Origin of the sequence: Mangrovibacter plantisponsor, assembly GCF_003182475.1 — a bacterium.
Lineage (GTDB): Bacteria > Pseudomonadota > Gammaproteobacteria > Enterobacterales > Enterobacteriaceae > Mangrovibacter > Mangrovibacter plantisponsor.
This window is the reverse complement of the sequence record NZ_QGTS01000003.1, coordinates 262780-278800: the sequence shown is the minus strand read 5'-3', so window position 1 is coordinate 278800 and position 16021 is coordinate 262780. Positions and strand designations below refer to the sequence as shown.

Below are 16021 nucleotides of genomic sequence, written 5' to 3'. Positions count from 1 at the left end.
TGTCCTCAGGCAGCTGCAGGCTGTTTTTCGTACAGGAACTGCAATATCTGCTGGCGCAACTGGTGGTAGCGCGGGTTATCCGCCAGTGCAACCCGGTTGCGTGGCCGGGGAAGATCGATTTCCAGGATCTCGCCCACAGTTGCTGCCGGGCCATTGGTCATCATTAACACCCGGTCTGAAAGCAGTACGGCTTCGTCTACATCATGCGTTATCAGAACCAGTGTGGTGTTCAGGCGTGCCTGAATTTGCATGACGGCGTCCTGCAAGTGTGCGCGGGTCAGTGCGTCCAGTGCGCCAAAAGGTTCATCCATCAGTAAAACCCGTGGGCTCATGGCCAGCGCCCGGGCGATGCCGACACGCTGCTTCATCCCGCCGGATATTTCGTCTGGCCGTTTATCCATGGCGTGGCCCATTTGCACACGCTCAAGGTTATGCTCGGTCCATTCGCGCATTTCAGCTTTGGTTTTGCTGCCTTTGAATACGGTTTCTACAGCCAGCGCAACGTTCTCACGCGCGGTAAGCCAGGGAAGCAGTGAGTGGTTCTGGAAAACCACCGCCCGTTCCGGGCCTGGCCCGGCAATTTCTTTGTTGTCGCACAGCAACCCACCACTGCTGGGCAGTGTCAGACCGGCAATCAAATTCAGTAAGGTGGATTTACCGCACCCGGAATGGCCAATCAGGCTGATGGTTTCACCTTCAGCTATGTCGAAACTAACCCGGTCCAGGGCAAGAAACGGGCCACCGGCAGTCATAAACTGCTGGCTGACATTTTGAACCTGAATGATTTTGTTCATTTATCCTCCCGGCTTTCCCAGGTGAAGCGGCGTGCTATCAGCAGTAATGCCTGTTCAAGTAACAGCCCTACTGCCCCAATGATTAAAATGGCGATCAGAATGTTTTCCACATTGAGGTTGTTCCATTCATTCCAGATCCAGAACCCTATACCCAGGCCGCCGGTAAGCATTTCAGCAGCCACAATCACCAGCCAGGCAATCCCCATGGACAGGCGTACCCCGGTCATTACTGCGGGCAACACGGCAGGAAACAAAATGCGGCGCATAATGGTCCATTCACTGAGTCGTAATACACGGGCGACATTCAGATAGGTTTGTGGAACCCGGCGCACGCCTTCAGCGGTGTTGATGATCATCGGCCAGATAGCACAGATAAAAATGGTCCAGCTGGATGCCGGTTCAGCACGCTGGAACAGCAGCAAACCAATAGGCAACCAGGCCAGTGGGCTGACCGGGCGCAGTAAGGCAATTACCGGGTTAAACATCCGGCCGAGAAACTGAAAACGCCCCAGCAGAAACCCTGCGGGAATACCCACCAGCGCGGCAAGGCTGAAACCAACAGCGACACGCTCCAGCGATGCCAGCACGTTCCAGCCGATCCCCTGGTCATTCGGGCCATTGTTGTAAAACGGGTCGGCAAAAAGGGTTTTGGCCGCTTCCAGCGTGGTAACCGGCCCGGGGAAACCCTGGCTGTGAAGTGCTGCCAGTTGCCACACCACGGCCAGTAATCCAAGCCCGGCCAGAACAGGAATAATTCGTTCCAGTAGCTGGCGCAGTGTGTGAGCAATACGGTGTGGACGGCGAACGGGTTTGACCGCCAGGTTCACAACTTCACCCTGTATCTGTTTTTCTGCCCCCGGGCGTTCAGCTTTCAGGGGAGTTATCTGTTGTGCTGTTTTCATGTCCCGGACCTCATTGTTTGATGGCGAAACTGTCTGCATACGCCGCGGGGTTGGTACCATCCCAAACCTTGCCGTCCATCAGTGTGCTTTTGCGCAGTGAACTTGCCGGAATAGAGACGCCACCTACCGCAGTGGCCGCGGCTTTGTAGACATCCACACGGTTAATCTGGCGTGCAATAGCGAGGTAATCTGGCGCGGTTTTAATTAAGCCCCAGCGCTTGAACTGGGTCAGGAACCACATGCCGTCTGAATCCCATGGGTAACTCACTTCGCCATCATGGAAAAAGCGCATAGCGTGGTCATCCTGCCAGGTTTTACCCAGGCCATCTTCGTATTTCCCCAACATGCGCCCTTCGATTATTTCTGGTTTGGTGTTAATCCACGGGCGCTGGGCGATAACCTGCACGGTTTCGCGTTTGTTGGCATCGCTGGCGTCTATCCAGCGCGCGGCATCCAGTACCGCAGCAGTAAGTGCTCTTGCCGTGTTGGGGTGTTTTTCTACCCACTCCTGGCGGGTGCCGAGGATCTTTTCCGGGTGATCGGGCCATACAGACTGGGATGTGGCAGCGGTGAAGCCGATATTGTCGCTGATAGCTCGCTGGTTCCAGGGTTCACCAACACAGCAACCCACCATGTTGCCTATCTTCATGTTCATCACCATTTGTGGTGGTGGAACGACAACGGTGCGCACGTCAGTAAAGGGGTTAACGCCTGCACTTGCCAGCCAGTAATAGAGCCACATGGCGTGGGTACTGGTTGGAAAGGTGTGGGCGAAGGTCATGGAACCAGCCGGTTTGGCATCAATGGCTTTTTTTAGTGATTCAATATTGGTAACCCCGGCAGCCTTGAGCTGGTTAGATAGTGAAATCCCCTGCCCGTTGTTATTCAGGGTCATCAGGCTTGCCATGTTACGTTGCGGGCCAGCGACGCCCAGTTGCAGGCCATAAATTAAGCCGTAGAGAACGTGGGCGGCATCCAGTTCGCCAGACAGCAGTTTATCCCGTACTGCTGCCCAACTGGCTTCTTTGCTGGGCTGGATACTGATGCCATATTTTTTATCAAATCCTTTGATGGCGGCCATCACCACTGGCGCACAATCTGTCAGGGGAATAAACCCAACTTTCACTGTGGTCAACTCTGGCGCATCGGACCCCGCAGCCCAGGCTTGCTGGCGAATACCGGGCAGGATCAAGCCGGCTCCCAGGGCGGCACTGCCTGCCAGAAACTGGCGGCGGGAAAGCGTAAAATGCGTTTTGCTCATCAAGGCGTCCTGTTCTGAGAATAAAAAAAAGGCGTCCGTACTCCGGCCAAAGCCAAAGTAAGGACGCCTTTATCCAAAGCACTCGTTTCACCGCCATTGGCGAAACAAATGCGTAATTGTCAGAACTTATTTTGCAATTGCTGTGCCATATCTGTTTGCCCTGAAAATACTACCCTGAGCGCAGTCCAGCCCCTTCTTTGGGGATAACTACGCACAGCAACAGAGCAAGATACGCACAATTCTTGTGCAGGTACTCATTAAGGGCTAGAGGTAAATACGGTACTGACATCCAGCATTGCCTGAGCGATTTCCACCACTTTCTTATTTTGGTTCATCGCTGTTTTGCGCAACAGGTGCCAGGCCTGTTCTTCCGTTAACCCCTGGTACTGCATTAACAGCGCCTTCGCCTGCTCAATGGTTTTGCGTTCCATTAGCGTTGCGCGAAGACCTGCCAGTTCATTATCAAGCGTTTTGAGACGATGAGCCTGGTGCTGGATCAAGTTAAGTAAAGAACGGTTTAATTGCGGGGGAAGGCCGGTATCTTCGTCAGCTTCATTGTGAGGCGTGGCAGCAAAATAGGCAGCGACGGGTTTCTCCGCAGGAACAATAACGCCCGCCAGGGTTTGCGGGTCATCGGTATTCGATGACTGTACGCGCAGCAAGCTTTGCTGGCACAGATGCATCACTTTGTTAATCAGCTTGTCTTCAACAATTTTCATCAGGTCGAGGCGTTGGGATGCCAGGGCAAACCAGTTCAAAACGGTGTCTTCTTCACCTGGTGCGCCGGTGCAGGCCAGGCGGCGCAGGCGCTCAAACTCACTGCTTTTCCCCTCTTGCTGGAGCCAGGTCGCGAGGATCCCGGTATCAGCAAAACCAGCAAAACTGGTCAGGCAGCTTTCCTGTGCGGCTATCAGTTCGACCATGAGCTGGCGCCCGCTGTCGGAAAAGTTTCGCGACGCAAAGCCTGCCGAGGCCAGTGCCCTTTCCTGCCCGGCATACTCTTTGCCCTGCATAAAGGTAAACAGCGCCACCAGTGCACTGGCTACCTGGCCGTCGGCATCAATGTCCGCCACTTCATACACCAGGTTCAGTACCTGTTGAATAATAGTGTTGAAACTTTGCATTGCCTGCTGATGGCTGATAGAGCGCTGGTGTATTTGGTTACGCAGTTCAGGCAGGCTTTCCAGCGCCATCAGCATGGAACCAATTCGGTGATATACCCGAAAAGCGCCGGGCTGCAGCGCACTTGCGGGTGGGAGTGCCGGTAAGTCAGCGAACAGATTGTTCATGGACTGGCTGACAGCCGCCGCCCGGTGAGCCAGTTCTTCACCAAACAGCAGGCCTTCTGAACACAGCCAGATATTGGAGCTACCGCGTTCGCGTTGCAGTACATGGACAAAGTGGCTTAATTGCCCAATCAGTTTCCCTGCCTGCAGGACATTATCCAGACGAGAGATTTCACACTCTCGCGCGGCAAGGAAATAGTGAACAGCATGCGGTGACTGGCTCATGAGAGTGCGATCCTGAAAGATAGGTCATTCTTAATGAGCAATACCTATGCCAGAAACCAGTGAAAAATAACATCGATTTTTCCGGAGATAGCCAGAAAATTTGTGTTAAGCAACCTGGTATTTCACGAGAACAATAATAGAAAAGGCCAGGCGTAGAGAGCGCCTGGCCCGCGAGCTTTAACGGCTGGTGCTGTAATTAATACAGGCCAAGTGGTTTATTGTCATAACTGACCAGTAAATTTTTCACCTGCTGGTAGGCCAGCAGTGCCATTTTGTGGGTTTCACGGCCAATCCCGGATTGTTTGTAACCACCAAATGCTGAGTGTGCCGGGTAGAGATGGTAGCAGTTGGTCCAGACGCGCCCTGCTTTTATCGCCCTGCCCATACGCCAGGCGCGGTTGATGTCCAGCGTCCAGACACCTGCTCCCAAACCGTACTGTGTGGCGTTAGCCAGTTCAATTGCTTCAGCTTCGTCTTTAAATGTCGTTACACCAATTACCGGCCCGAAAATTTCCTCCTGGAAACAGCGCATTGCGTTGTGGCCTTTAATCAAGGTTGGGGTGATATAAAAACCATTGGTGAAGACATCGCCATGGTTAAGGTGATTCCCACCAGCCAGAATTTCGCCGCCTTCATCCCGGGCGATATCAATGTAGGACATGATTTTATCAAACTGCTCTTGCGAGGCCTGAGCGCCAATCATGGTATCGGTATCAAAGGGGTCGCCTTTACGGATGGTTTCAATACGTTTGAGTACCCGGTCAACAAATTCCGGGTAGATAGATTCCTGAATCAGTGCGCGGGACGGGCAAGTACACACCTCTCCCTGGTTAAAGAAGCCGAGCACCATCCCCTCAACTGCTTTATCAATGAAGCTTTCATCACCACGCATCACATCTTCAAAGTAAATATTGGGTGATTTTCCGCCCAGCTCAACGGTACTGTGAATGATGTTCTCCGCAGCACAGGAAAGAATGTGGCGGCCAATGGAAGTAGACCCGGTGAAGGCAATTTTTTCAATACGCTTGCTGCGAGCCAGTGGTTCCCCGGCTTCTGTACCGTAACCATGCACTACGTTTACCACACCCGGCGGCAGCAATGGCCCAATCAGTTCCATCAGCACACTGATACCGAGTGGTGTTTGCTCAGCAGGCTTCAGCACTACAGCATTCCCGGCAGCCAGTGCCGGTGCCAGTTTCCAGGCAGCCATCAGGATGGGGAAGTTCCACGGGATAATTTGCCCCACCACACCCAGTGGTTCATAGATGTGATAGGCCACAGTACCACTATCGATCTCTGCCGCACTGCCTTCCTGGGCACGAATACAACCTGCGAAATAACGGAAATGATCCACCGCAAGAGGAATATCGGCATTCAGTGTTTCGCGTACCGGTTTGCCGTTATCCCAGCTTTCTGTCAGTGCCAGCAGTTCCAGGTTTTCCTGAATACAGTCGGCAATTGCCAGCAATACATTAGAACGTTCCTGAACGCTGGTTTTTCCCCAACTGTCTGCGGCGGCATGTGCAGCATCCAGAGCCTTATCAATGTCACGGTAGTCTGACCGCGGGAATTCGCCTGCAACCTGGCCGGTAACCGGCGTGGTATTAGTAAACCATGTACCTGAAACCGGCTCGACAAAAGCGCCGCCGATATAGTTGCCATAACGGGCTTTCACTGAAACCCGTGAACCCGGCAAACCTGGATGGATATATTTCATATTATTCCCCTCAGTCGGTTTTGCGATGCATCCAGAGCTGTTGGCTCTGTTGTGTTGTGCTTCAACATAAGCATGTCTTATGCCAGTTATGTTATGAAATGGTTAAAATTAACTATCATATTGTTTTTTATTAAGATAATTCAGGGTGGTAAATTCGCCAGGCGCAGTGAACTGAGGTAACTACCAAAGACTGTCTTATTTTTGTGTCGCGTGTCGCAACAGACGGGACACTTAGGTGCTACAAATAATTAACATTTCTATTAAGGCCTGCTTATGCGCAATCTGCCACACGACACGCCGTTGCTATCTTCTGCCAGTGTATTGAGCGATTCATGGCTGCGCAGCCAGCATTACGGGCTGACGCGGGATGATGATTACCGGCCTGTGGCAGGCCATGAGCAGTTAGGAGAAAGTCGCCATCAGTATGACTGGATTGCGCGTTACGCCTCGCCACTTCTGGCACAACTCGCACCACAATTCCGTACCCGTGCCGGTGTTCTGGTTTTGTCAGACCCGGGAGGAATGGTTCTGGAAAGCACCGGGAATAGCGGTTTTCTGCAGAGGGCTGAGTTGTTAGCTCTGGCACCTGGAAACCTGTGGAGTGAAGATGCGCGCGGCACTAACGCGATTGGTACTGCGCTGGCTCTGGGGCGTTATTGTGAAGTGAGTGGTAAAGAACATTTTCTCAACCGCAATGCAGCACTGTTTTGTGCAGCAATGCCGGTTTACTCCCCCCGGGGGGAACTGGCTGGTGTGATTGACATTTCTTCACCTGCCAACCTGCCCTGGCAGGATGCAACACATTTATTAACCCGTGCCGCATGGCAAATTGAGCAGCATTGGGTACAGAAGCAGATCACCGCAGGCCAGGTGTTAGTGCAATTGCGCCAGCAAGATCAGCCTGAACTGGCACCTTTTACCCACTCACTTATATTTGAAGACGGAATTTTACAGGGCGCTAATTCGCTTGCCTGCCGTGATCTTGGCATACAACCGCAGGATTTTGGTCAACGCCACCAGGATTCGATTTTTGCGAATGGCGTAGAGAACGGAGCACTGACCCGGGCGCGCGATAACGCCTGGCAGGTACATATTGGCCGCGCACAAAAACAGCCCGGGGTAACGGTACCAGGCAAACGCCCGGCCAGGCCCACACCAGAACCCCAGACGTCATTTGCTCCTTCAGGCGTTAATCTGGAAAAAGCTCTGCGGGTAGTCAACGCCGGTATTGCTCTGTGTATTAATGGTGAGACCGGGTGCGGGAAAGAATACCTCGCTCAGCAGCTTTACCGGCAAAGTAAATGGGCTACCGGTAACTTTGTGGCAATTAACTGCGCGGCACTTCCTGAGCACCTGATTGAATCTGAATTATTTGGTTATATGCCTGGCGCATTTACGGGTGCCAGCTCCCGTGGCTATGCCGGTAAATTCCGGGAAGCCAATGGCGGCATGCTATTTTTAGATGAAATTGGCGATATGCCACTGGTTCTGCAAACCCGGCTGTTGCGTGTATTACAGGAAAAACGTGTTGTGCCGCTGGGGGGAAACAGTGCCTTTCCGGTCGATTTTTCTCTGGTATGTGCAACGCACCGTAATTTGGTGGAACAGGTTGAGCGGGGATTGTTTCGCGAAGATTTACTCTACCGGATCCAGGAGTTTACGGTTGAAATACCGCCACTACGCCAGTGGCAGGGTAAGAACCAGTTTATTGAGCAGTTATGGTGCGAGTTGGGGGCAACCGCGCGTGGAATACGGCTATGCCAGTCTGTGGTGCGTTACCTTGCCGATTGCCCGTGGCCCGGTAATGTGCGGCAATTGCTGAGCCAGTTAAAAGTATTACTGGCATTAAGCGATGACGGCCAAACTGTTACTCTTGATTGCCTCCCGGCAACCCCTGTTAGTAGTTTTGGCGCAACTTCGCCTGCGTCTTCTCAGGTTGCCCCCTCACCCTCTGCGCCAGGCATGCGTGAACTGGAAGCAATACGTGTTTGCCAGGGGAATATGAGTGACGCGGCAAAGCATCTGGGTATTTCGCGTAGTACGCTATACCGCAGGTTGGAAAAAAAACGGGCGTGATATTACTCTACTGCTTTTATTCAAAGCAAAGATAACTCATTGATGGAGTAATAATCTACCTCTCTGTGGGTATAAATATTTTTCTGAAAATAAATTTAGATTAAGAGTGATTATTTTCCACTGGTTAAAGCAATGATTGGTGAATTTTTTCATATCTATGAAATGCTTGCGAGATCACACTCACCACCTTGAATTAAAGGCGCTCTTAAGTATATTTTAAGGTAATGGATTTATTATTTATCCAGTTCAAAAAATAATATCCAATGTAATTAATAAAAGGATGAGTTATCGCCAAATTTAACTTTGCTTATTACCTGTGAGAATATAATCATGAGCCTGCTAAACTTGTTATTTTCCACCAGCACTACTGCGCGAGTGTCTTCTGATGCCGATTTGGTTACAGCAATACGTAACCATGTAGCAATCATCGAATTTACTCCGGAAGGAATTATAATTGGTGCACCGAGAAAAATAACGAGCTTTCTGGCCGCTCTCTGAGCCTGGTTCAGCAAAACCAGTCAGTGATGAGCGAGGCTGTCAGTTTATCGGCCTGCGCTTCTGAACTGATAACGGAGATAGATGCAAACGCACAGAGTGTGTTGCTGGCCATTGATGAAATGAACACGGCTTTAGCCTGAACCATGTTCATCGCTTCGCGGCCACGGATGGTAGCGGCTAAACAGGCCCGGGCACTACATTTGTAGTGCCCATTGCTATTCTGCGTTGCTTATAATTTTTATGTTAGAACTGTACTGGAACAAATATCAAAATGTCACACTGGCTTCCAGCACCACGTTACGCGTTTCCCCTTCCTGCACCCGCAGATTGCCTCCGCTGGACGTATAGTAATGTTTGTTGAACATATTATTCAGGTTCAGGCGTAACTGGGTTTCTTTACCCAGCAACTGGTTATTCCATGTGACAAAGCTGTCTGCAACCACGTAGTCCGGCAGTGTGAAGCTGTTCTCCGGATCACCGGCACGAGCGCCAACATAACGTGCGCCGCCACCAATGCGGAATTTACCCGGCACTGAAGGAATACGGATTCCGCCGTGGCTCAGGTATAAAGCGCCAGAATGGCGTGGCGCGTTTGCCAGGCGGTTGCCGTCGTTATCACTGTCTACACCGTCGTCAACAATTTTTGCCTGGTCGTAGCTGTAGTTGGCACTGATATCAACTCCAGGCACAACTTCACCATTCAGTTCCATCTCGACACCACTTGAACGGGCTTTGTCGATTTCATGTGTGTCGCCATTGATACTCAGCGACATGTCCCGCTCGTCAATGCGGTATAACGCCAGGGTGGCAAAGAGTTTTGGTGTGACCTGCCATTTACTGCCCACTTCCCAGGTGGTGCCCTGCTCAGGTTTACCTACGCGGCCATTGTCATCGGCATCTGTAGATGGCGTGAAGGATTTGCTGTAGCTACTGTACAAAGAGACAGACGGTGTCAGTTTGTAGATAAGCCCCATTTGTGGCAGAAACTTATTGCCCTCGTCATCCATGGTCAGTTCAGCCGGAACACCTTGCGATGCACGCTGTTCATAATGCTGATAGCGCCCGCCTACAACCCCTGTCCAGTTTGAAGTCAGTTCAATACTGTCTTTGAGGTAAACGGAACGGTTATGGATGCGGTTAAGGTTATTCGCTGCACTGGTTTTTTCGGTGGTGTCATTCGTTACCGGCCAGGCAATACCGTATTCAGGATCATTATAGTTAAAAGTGGTATTGGATTTGCCCTGATACTGGTGTGCGCGGTAAGTCTGAACCATCTCATAATCGGTACCGAACAGGATATTGTGCGTCATGCCGAACAGTGTCGGCGTGCCCATCATATCCCATGAGACATATTTGGTTTTGTGGTTATAACCACGGTTGGCATCTGCCCGGCGGGTAACAGCCCCCGTCGTGGTGTTGACTGCGGTGACACGCACTTCGTTATTATCATAACGGCGCTGGCTCAGGCCGACAGTAACCCGGGTGCTCCAGGTATCATTAAACTGGTAGTTGTACTGGGTGTTGAAAGTTTTAGTGCGTCCCCACGCATGGTTTGCGTAGTCATCCAGCCGGGTTTTGTAACCCACATTGATGGGTTTACCATTAATAAAGGCTGTCCCGCGGTCATAAGGGATGTCGTACTGGTAATCTTCATAACTGATAAGCACACTGGCTTTTTCCCCGTACCACTGCAGTGACGGCGCAATCAGTGTGTGTTTATCGGCACCAAAATTACGCCAGTAATCCTGGTTTTGTTTTTCGGCAATTAACCGAAATGCAAAGCCGTTACCTAATGGACCTGTGACATCCACTGTTCCTGCGCCACCGCCCTCGCTGCTGGTACGCCCACTGACTTTGGTGCGCCATTCGTACTGGGGTTTCTTACTGACAACATTGATTACGCCGCCTGGGTTCTGGATCCCGTACAGTAGCGAAGCCGACCCTTTCAGAACTTCTACGTGATCGGTCGTGGCATCCAGATTCAGGCCCTGGCTGCTGCGTATGCCATCGCGAAAAATAGACCCGTCAGAGTTGGAACCGAAACCGCGACGCATAATGCCATCTTCGGTGCCTGCAAGCGTATTGGCCTGCGCCACACCACTGACAAAACGCATAGCATCACTTAATGACGTTACCTGGTAATCGTTCAGTTGTTGCTGTGTTACCACACTAACAGATTGTGATTCGTCCAGCCGGTTGGTCGGCATTTTACTCGCGGTACTGACTTGCGGCGCAGTATAGCTGCTGTCGGTATCTGCATTGGGAGATGCATTTGCAGTAACGGTAATTTGGTCTTCTGCCTGAGAGGTGGTGCTGTCTGCGCTAAAGGCGGGGAAAGCGGAAGAACATGCCAAAGCCAACGCTGTTTTTAAGAAAATTTTCCCAACCGGAAAATGAGATAATGAAGAATTCGCCACTTGTAACCACTGCATTTTATTGTTAATGATTATCATTATGATAATCGAAATCATAACAGCCCGTCACTAAAATTATTCCTGCATGAATCATCAAATAAAGCTTACGGATGGTTCTCTATAAAAGGCCATCATCATTAAGCGATTCCTGATATCCTTCAGCCAGCGCAGTGAGAAAGAGTGTTATTCCAAATGGCAATAGATAACGAGATTACGTTTCGTAAACTTGCAGTTTTTAAAGTATTTATGGAAACCGGGAATATTGCCCGTACTGGTGAGGCTTTAGGGCTGAGCGGGGTCAGTGTTCACCGTGCCCTGCACTCCCTTGAGGAGGCAATTCGCTGCCCGCTGTTCAGCCACAAAGGGCGCAACTTAGTGGCTTTGCCCGCTGCCCGCAAATTGCTGGAATATACCGAAGAAGCAACCGGTATACTGGAAAAAGGAATTGAGGAAACACGCAAAATTGCTGGGATTGGCCAGGGGCGTTTACGTATTGGCACCCTCTATTCATTGACACTGGAGACAGTACCCCGGCTGATTATGGGTATGAAGTTACGCCGCCCGGAAGTGGAAATGGACCTCACGATGGGGTCCAACCAAATGCTGCTCAGTCAACTGGATAACGGTACGCTGGATGCCATTCTTATCTCCGTTAACGCCGGTGAACTGGACAAAACCCAGTTAGAAGTCCTGCCCTTATTTCATGATGATATTTACCTTGCCGCCCCTTCCAGCGCGCATTTGGCAGGAGTACAACCTGCCGATTTACGGGATTATCACGACCAAAAATTTGTTGCGCTGGCCGAAGGTTTTGCCACCTATGCCGGGTTCCAGGATGCATTCCATGTCGCCGGGTTTGAGCCGGATATTATTACCCGGGTGAATGATATCTTTTCGCTGCTTAGCCTGGTTCAGGCGGGCGTTGGCTTTACGCTGATACCCGGGCGGATGCGTAAAGTTTATGAGCATGATATTAACCTGTTGCGCCTGGCTGAGCCCTACCAGATGCGCCAGCTTATCGCTATTGTGTTTGCCCGTAACCGCGAACGGGATCCTAACTTACTGGCACTGGCCGCTGAGGGAAGAATGTATGCGCGCAGCCTGGGGGATATGGAGGCGCAATAATGGCTACCCGGTTGTATAAGCTGTGCCTGGTTACCACGCTTTTACAGGCTTCCCTGGCAGTAACTCCGTGGTCTGCTGCTGCACAAAACTTGTCGCCTCCTGCTCAGGCGTTACCGCAATGTACGAGTCATTCCTCAGCACAGATTTGCCTGCAAACGGTCGCGTTGGCACACCATGGCGGAAATTTCTCGTGGTATGTCGCCAGCACCAATGGCATGGGGGCTCCCCATGCTGCGCTGATTGTCGTTCATGGCTACCCACATGATGCCAGATACAGCCTGCAGGCGGGAATCGCGGCAATTAAAGCCGCCCGCATTACTACCCCAACACGGGTTATTGCACCAATATTTCAGGCGCAGAAAGGTGCACATTGCCAAAAGCCTGGTGAGGTAAGTGCGAAACCGGGTGATGCCCGCTGGTCTTGTGGCGGCTGGATGAGTGGTGAAGTATCTCTGGGGAATCCACCTGGTATCAGCTCATTTCACGCCATGGATACGTTAGTTCGCCAACTTCACCAGCAGTGGCCAGATTTGCACGACATCACTGTGGCAGGGTTTTCTGCAGGTGGGCAGTTTGTTCAGCACTATATAGGTGTTGCTGCACCGCCACCTGGCAGGCTGAACCTGCGCTACCTGGTGGCTTCACCCGGGAGCTGGCTTTATTTTGATGCACAGCGCCCTGTCGCCTTCCTCAACAACAAGCCAGTTGCTGACTCGCAATGTAGCCCTGCCGGCAGTTACCCGGCCAGGTGCCAGATCACGATGGCTTTACCTGACGCAACCGCCTGCCCGGATTACAACAGCGGGAAATATGGTGTTGCCAGGTGGCCTTTGGCGAAAACCCGCGCGGCACGTATTCGTTACCAACAGGCGGATATCAGCTACATGGTTGGCGCACAAGATAGTGGCACCGGGCCGGGAACAGCAAGCAAACGCCTGGATAAAACCTGTGCGGCTATGCTCCAGGGGAGTTACCGGTTACAACGCGCACAGAATTACCTGGCCTGGGAGCGGGCCCGCCTTCCCTCACTACACCCCGGAACCTTAAGTGTTATACCCGGTTGTGCGCACGATGTAGCCTGTGTGCTGCCAGGTTTTGCCGCAAAGCACCCGTTGTTTTAGATGGCCTGCCACATAATTTCTGCCCTGTACTGAGGACGTTGCCCGGGCAGATTGTTATTTTTCTGCATCTTCGGCTTATTCCCCTTTCACCCGTTGCGCCAGGCGCTGAATTGTCGCGAGCGGTGTTGTGGCAAACGCCACGCATTCACCCTGGCTCACCGCCTGGCGGGTTAGCCCTGTCAGTGTGCTGCCGGGTTGCATTTCAATAAACAACCGTGCATCACGCTCCATCGCTGCTACCATGGCATCCCGCCAGTTCACTGTGCGTGCCATGTTGAAAGCCAGGTCGTTTGCCAGAGCCGGGCCTTGCCAGACGGCACGGGCTGTACTGCCACTGAGCCAGGTGCAGCTTGGGCGTGACACTGTCACTGACTGCATGGCCTGAGCCAGTTTTTCTGCAGGTGCATCCAGCAACGGGCAGTGAGACGGAACACTGACATCCAGTTGTTTCGCGCGTGTTGCACCCAGTGCCAGAGCCTGCTGTGCAACCTGTGCCATTGCTGCTGTGCCGCCAGCAATGACAATCTGGGTTTCAGCATTGATATTTGCCACCCAGGTTGTCTGGTTATCCACCAGTTTTTCCACCTGCCCCAGGCTAAGGCCCATAATTGCGGTTAGCCCGTAACCATCTGGCCAGGCTTCTTCCATTAACGAACCACGTAACGCAACCAGCCGGACGGCATCTTCATATGCCAGTGCTCCGGCCACTACGGCTGCAGGGTACGCGCCTATTGATAATCCACACACCATGTCCGGGCGCACGCCAGCGTCAGCAAGGGAGCGCGCAGTTGCTACCGCAGAAATTAACAGGCAAAGCTGCACTGCTCTTGTGTGCTTCAGTGCTTGCGGGGTATCCAGGTTCTCAAATTCACTACCCAGAATTGCCCGGGTTTGAGTAAACAGTTCACGGGTTGCCGGGGTGCCCGGGCAATCAGCCAGCATGCCCGGGTATTGCGTTCCCTGCCCGGGGAAAGTAAACATAACTTTCATCAGAACCTCTCTCCTGTTACTGGTTGCCAGGGGTGCGATGTATTGTGTGGACCGGTGCTGGTCTTCAGAAGTACCCGGCCATCGCGCAGCCATTCATTCAGTGAGAAGCCGCCATAAGGGGTTTCTACCTGGGTGTCTGCGCGGCAGCCCAGTTGCGCGACCACCTGTTGCCAGGCAATGAGTTGTTCACGCGCTAACGCCACTGGTGCGCGAATTACAAGGTCAAGGTCGCTGTCGTTATGTAATACGGCCTGCCCGGTAGCCAGCGCAAACCCCGTGCTACCAGTAATTCCCCACACCCACGCCCAGTTGTGCTGGCACAATTGGGCGGCAGCCAGCAGCGGTGCCTGTTTTGCAAAAGGGGAATTGCCGATATGCGCCGGGGTTGCCAGAGCCTCGGGAGGCAGGTAACCGACCACCTGCTCTGGCATCACCCACCCGGCAGCGCGTTCTCCGCGCCCTTTCCCACGCACGCCGACGGGAATCGCCCCGTCGTTACGCCAGTCCCGCCGCACGACAACCGGTTGTGCCAGTGACCAGCGCTGGTGTAGCCAGTTATGTTGCTGGGTAAATACAGGTTCACTGTTGAGCCACAAAAGATCGTGCGGACGGTATTGCATAGTTAAAGTCCTGAAGTCAGGGAAATAAATAACGGTAATGACAGAATGCACAGCACGGAGCTAATCAACAAGACAGCTTCAGCGTCTGGCGACTGCACCCCAAAACGGTTACCGAACACCACACCAAAGAAACCGGCAGACAGTGCAATCATCAGCACCCCGGTGATAGCGACTTCACCATGCAGACCCAGTGCAAGGACAATGACAAAAGCAATTGCTGGTTGGATCAGAAGCTTAGTGATGCTGGAGATAATCACCATGCTGTTAATTTTTAGTTTACGGGCAGACAGAATCACCCCAGTCAGGAACAGTGCTGCAGCAGTTGCAGATAACCCCAACGGTTTAATTGATGACAGCAACAGTTCTGGCATATGAATGCCAATAGCTGACAGGATAACCCCCAGTAACGGGCCCCAGACAATAGGTTTCTTCACGGAGCGCCACATCAGAACCGGCAGCATCGCCATTGTTGAGCGGGTATTTTCCCCGGACTGGCGTGCTTTTTCGCGTTCCAGAATCAACAGGCACAGCGGTGTTAACAGCACAGAGCCGCAGGCAATTGATACAGCAACAGACAAAGACGTGGACGGCCCCTCACCTAATACACTGCCAAGGATTGGCAGACCAAGTGCCGCATAGTTTGGCAGGGCAACAGTCAGAGTCAGTACAGCTGCATCCTGTGGGCTTTTCTTAAACACACCAACTGCGAGGAAGTAGATAGCAGCGTAAGTTACCCACATTGCTAATACCAGGATAAGAATGAGTGGGGACTGTTTCACAATACCAACCCATGGAGTCTGCACAGTTGCACTAAACAGCGCAGCAGGTAACGCAAAGTCCATCACAAAGATATTCAGCAGAGAGACATTCTTGTTATCGACCATTTTTGTTTTACCTGCCATGAAACCCAGCAGCATGATGACAAAAATGGGTGCAAGGGCATGCACAATTACATACGTCATAAATTCACCTGTAGTTATAACAATAAAAAG

Annotated in this window: 13 protein-coding genes; 3 read left to right on the top strand and 10 right to left on the bottom strand. The window is 52.1% G+C overall.

Going from position 1 to position 16021, the window contains the following annotated elements:
- Positions 1-5: 5 nt before the first annotated feature.
- The 5 genes from DES37_RS06165 to DES37_RS06145 all read right to left on the bottom strand — a co-directional run bounded on the left by DES37_RS06165 (position 6) and on the right by DES37_RS06145 (position 6185).
- On the bottom strand, positions 6-794 hold the full coding sequence (locus tag DES37_RS06165; protein ID WP_110025221.1) for an ABC transporter ATP-binding protein: 789 nt from the start codon (positions 792-794) through the stop codon (positions 6-8).
- Positions 791-1696, bottom strand: a complete 906-nt coding sequence (gene ntrB, locus DES37_RS06160) for a nitrate ABC transporter permease (RefSeq protein ID WP_110025220.1) — start codon at positions 1694-1696, stop codon at positions 791-793. The genes DES37_RS06165 and ntrB overlap by 4 nt, the downstream gene beginning before the upstream one ends.
- Positions 1697-1706: 10 nt before the next feature.
- Complete coding sequence (locus DES37_RS06155) at positions 1707-2957, bottom strand: ABC transporter substrate-binding protein (protein ID WP_110025219.1); 1251 nt, start codon at positions 2955-2957, stop codon at positions 1707-1709.
- A 257-nt stretch (positions 2958-3214) separates the two neighbouring features.
- On the bottom strand, positions 3215-4468 hold the full coding sequence (locus tag DES37_RS06150) for a nitrate regulatory protein (protein WP_110025218.1): 1254 nt from the start codon (positions 4466-4468) through the stop codon (positions 3215-3217).
- A 196-nt stretch (positions 4469-4664) separates the two neighbouring features.
- The gene (locus DES37_RS06145) at positions 4665-6185 is read right to left on the bottom strand and encodes an aldehyde dehydrogenase family protein (RefSeq protein ID WP_110025217.1); all 1521 of its coding nucleotides are present in this window, start codon (positions 6183-6185) and stop codon (positions 4665-4667) included.
- A gap of 273 nt (positions 6186-6458) precedes the next feature.
- On the opposite strand from DES37_RS06145, the gene DES37_RS06140 reads away from it, so the two are divergent.
- On the top strand, positions 6459-8261 hold the full coding sequence (locus DES37_RS06140; protein WP_110025216.1) for a sigma-54-dependent Fis family transcriptional regulator: 1803 nt from the start codon (positions 6459-6461) through the stop codon (positions 8259-8261).
- Between the two features lie 505 nt (positions 8262-8766).
- Here the strand turns inward: DES37_RS06140 and DES37_RS25610 are convergent.
- Both DES37_RS25610 and DES37_RS06135 read right to left on the bottom strand, forming a co-directional pair.
- Complete coding sequence (locus tag DES37_RS25610) at positions 8767-8910, bottom strand: hypothetical protein (RefSeq protein ID WP_170123736.1); 144 nt, start codon at positions 8908-8910, stop codon at positions 8767-8769.
- 115 nt (positions 8911-9025) lie between these two features.
- Complete coding sequence (locus DES37_RS06135) at positions 9026-11191, bottom strand: TonB-dependent siderophore receptor (protein ID WP_425451690.1); 2166 nt, start codon at positions 11189-11191, stop codon at positions 9026-9028.
- Positions 11192-11365: 174 nt separating this feature from the next.
- On the opposite strand from DES37_RS06135, the gene DES37_RS06130 reads away from it, so the two are divergent.
- Together DES37_RS06130 and DES37_RS06125 are read left to right on the top strand one after the other, a co-directional pair.
- Complete coding sequence (locus DES37_RS06130) at positions 11366-12298, top strand: LysR family transcriptional regulator (RefSeq protein ID WP_036113188.1); 933 nt, start codon at positions 11366-11368, stop codon at positions 12296-12298.
- Positions 12298-13419, top strand: coding sequence for a hypothetical protein (locus tag DES37_RS06125; RefSeq protein ID WP_110025214.1), 1122 nt, complete (start codon positions 12298-12300; stop codon positions 13417-13419). Before DES37_RS06130 ends, DES37_RS06125 begins: the two co-directional genes overlap by 1 nt.
- Before the next feature lie 75 nt (positions 13420-13494).
- Here DES37_RS06125 and mdcH read toward each other — a convergent pair whose 3' ends face one another.
- The 3 genes from mdcH to DES37_RS06110 are packed head-to-tail and all read right to left on the bottom strand — an operon-like array spanning position 13495 to position 15991.
- Positions 13495-14409 carry a malonate decarboxylase subunit epsilon gene (mdcH, locus tag DES37_RS06120; RefSeq protein WP_110025213.1) on the bottom strand — a complete coding sequence of 305 codons (915 nt, stop codon included), beginning with the start codon at positions 14407-14409 and terminating at the stop codon, positions 13495-13497.
- Positions 14409-15029 carry a malonate decarboxylase holo-ACP synthase gene (locus tag DES37_RS06115; protein ID WP_110025212.1) on the bottom strand — a complete coding sequence of 207 codons (621 nt, stop codon included), beginning with the start codon at positions 15027-15029 and terminating at the stop codon, positions 14409-14411. The genes mdcH and DES37_RS06115 overlap by 1 nt, the downstream gene beginning before the upstream one ends.
- A gap of 2 nt (positions 15030-15031) precedes the next feature.
- Positions 15032-15991: an AEC family transporter gene (locus DES37_RS06110; protein ID WP_036113176.1), complete on the bottom strand. Its 960-nt coding sequence runs from the start codon at positions 15989-15991 to the stop codon at positions 15032-15034.
- Between the last annotated feature and the right edge of the window lie 30 nt (positions 15992-16021).

What these genes read in the sequence shown, in the direction of transcription:
- DES37_RS06165 (WP_110025221.1), bottom strand. Translation starts at nt 794, where the DNA reads ATGAACAAAATCATTCAGGTTCAAAATGTCAGCCAGCAGTTTATGACT.
- ntrB (WP_110025220.1), bottom strand. Translation starts at nt 1,696, where the DNA reads ATGAAAACAGCACAACAGATAACTCCCCTGAAAGCTGAACGCCCGGGG.
- DES37_RS06155 (WP_110025219.1), bottom strand. Translation starts at nt 2,957, where the DNA reads ATGAGCAAAACGCATTTTACGCTTTCCCGCCGCCAGTTTCTGGCAGGC.
- DES37_RS06150 (WP_110025218.1), bottom strand. Translation starts at nt 4,468, where the DNA reads ATGAGCCAGTCACCGCATGCTGTTCACTATTTCCTTGCCGCGCGAGAG.
- DES37_RS06145 (WP_110025217.1), bottom strand. Translation starts at nt 6,185, where the DNA reads ATGAAATATATCCATCCAGGTTTGCCGGGTTCACGGGTTTCAGTGAAA.
- DES37_RS06140 (WP_110025216.1), top strand. Translation starts at nt 6,459, where the DNA reads ATGCGCAATCTGCCACACGACACGCCGTTGCTATCTTCTGCCAGTGTA.
- DES37_RS25610 (WP_170123736.1), bottom strand. Translation starts at nt 8,910, where the DNA reads ATGAACATGGTTCAGGCTAAAGCCGTGTTCATTTCATCAATGGCCAGC.
- DES37_RS06135 (WP_425451690.1), bottom strand. Translation starts at nt 11,191, where the DNA reads ATGCAGTGGTTACAAGTGGCGAATTCTTCATTATCTCATTTTCCGGTT.
- DES37_RS06130 (WP_036113188.1), top strand. Translation starts at nt 11,366, where the DNA reads ATGGCAATAGATAACGAGATTACGTTTCGTAAACTTGCAGTTTTTAAA.
- DES37_RS06125 (WP_110025214.1), top strand. Translation starts at nt 12,298, where the DNA reads ATGGCTACCCGGTTGTATAAGCTGTGCCTGGTTACCACGCTTTTACAG.
- mdcH (WP_110025213.1), bottom strand. Translation starts at nt 14,409, where the DNA reads ATGAAAGTTATGTTTACTTTCCCCGGGCAGGGAACGCAATACCCGGGC.
- DES37_RS06115 (WP_110025212.1), bottom strand. Translation starts at nt 15,029, where the DNA reads ATGCAATACCGTCCGCACGATCTTTTGTGGCTCAACAGTGAACCTGTA.
- DES37_RS06110 (WP_036113176.1), bottom strand. Translation starts at nt 15,991, where the DNA reads ATGACGTATGTAATTGTGCATGCCCTTGCACCCATTTTTGTCATCATG.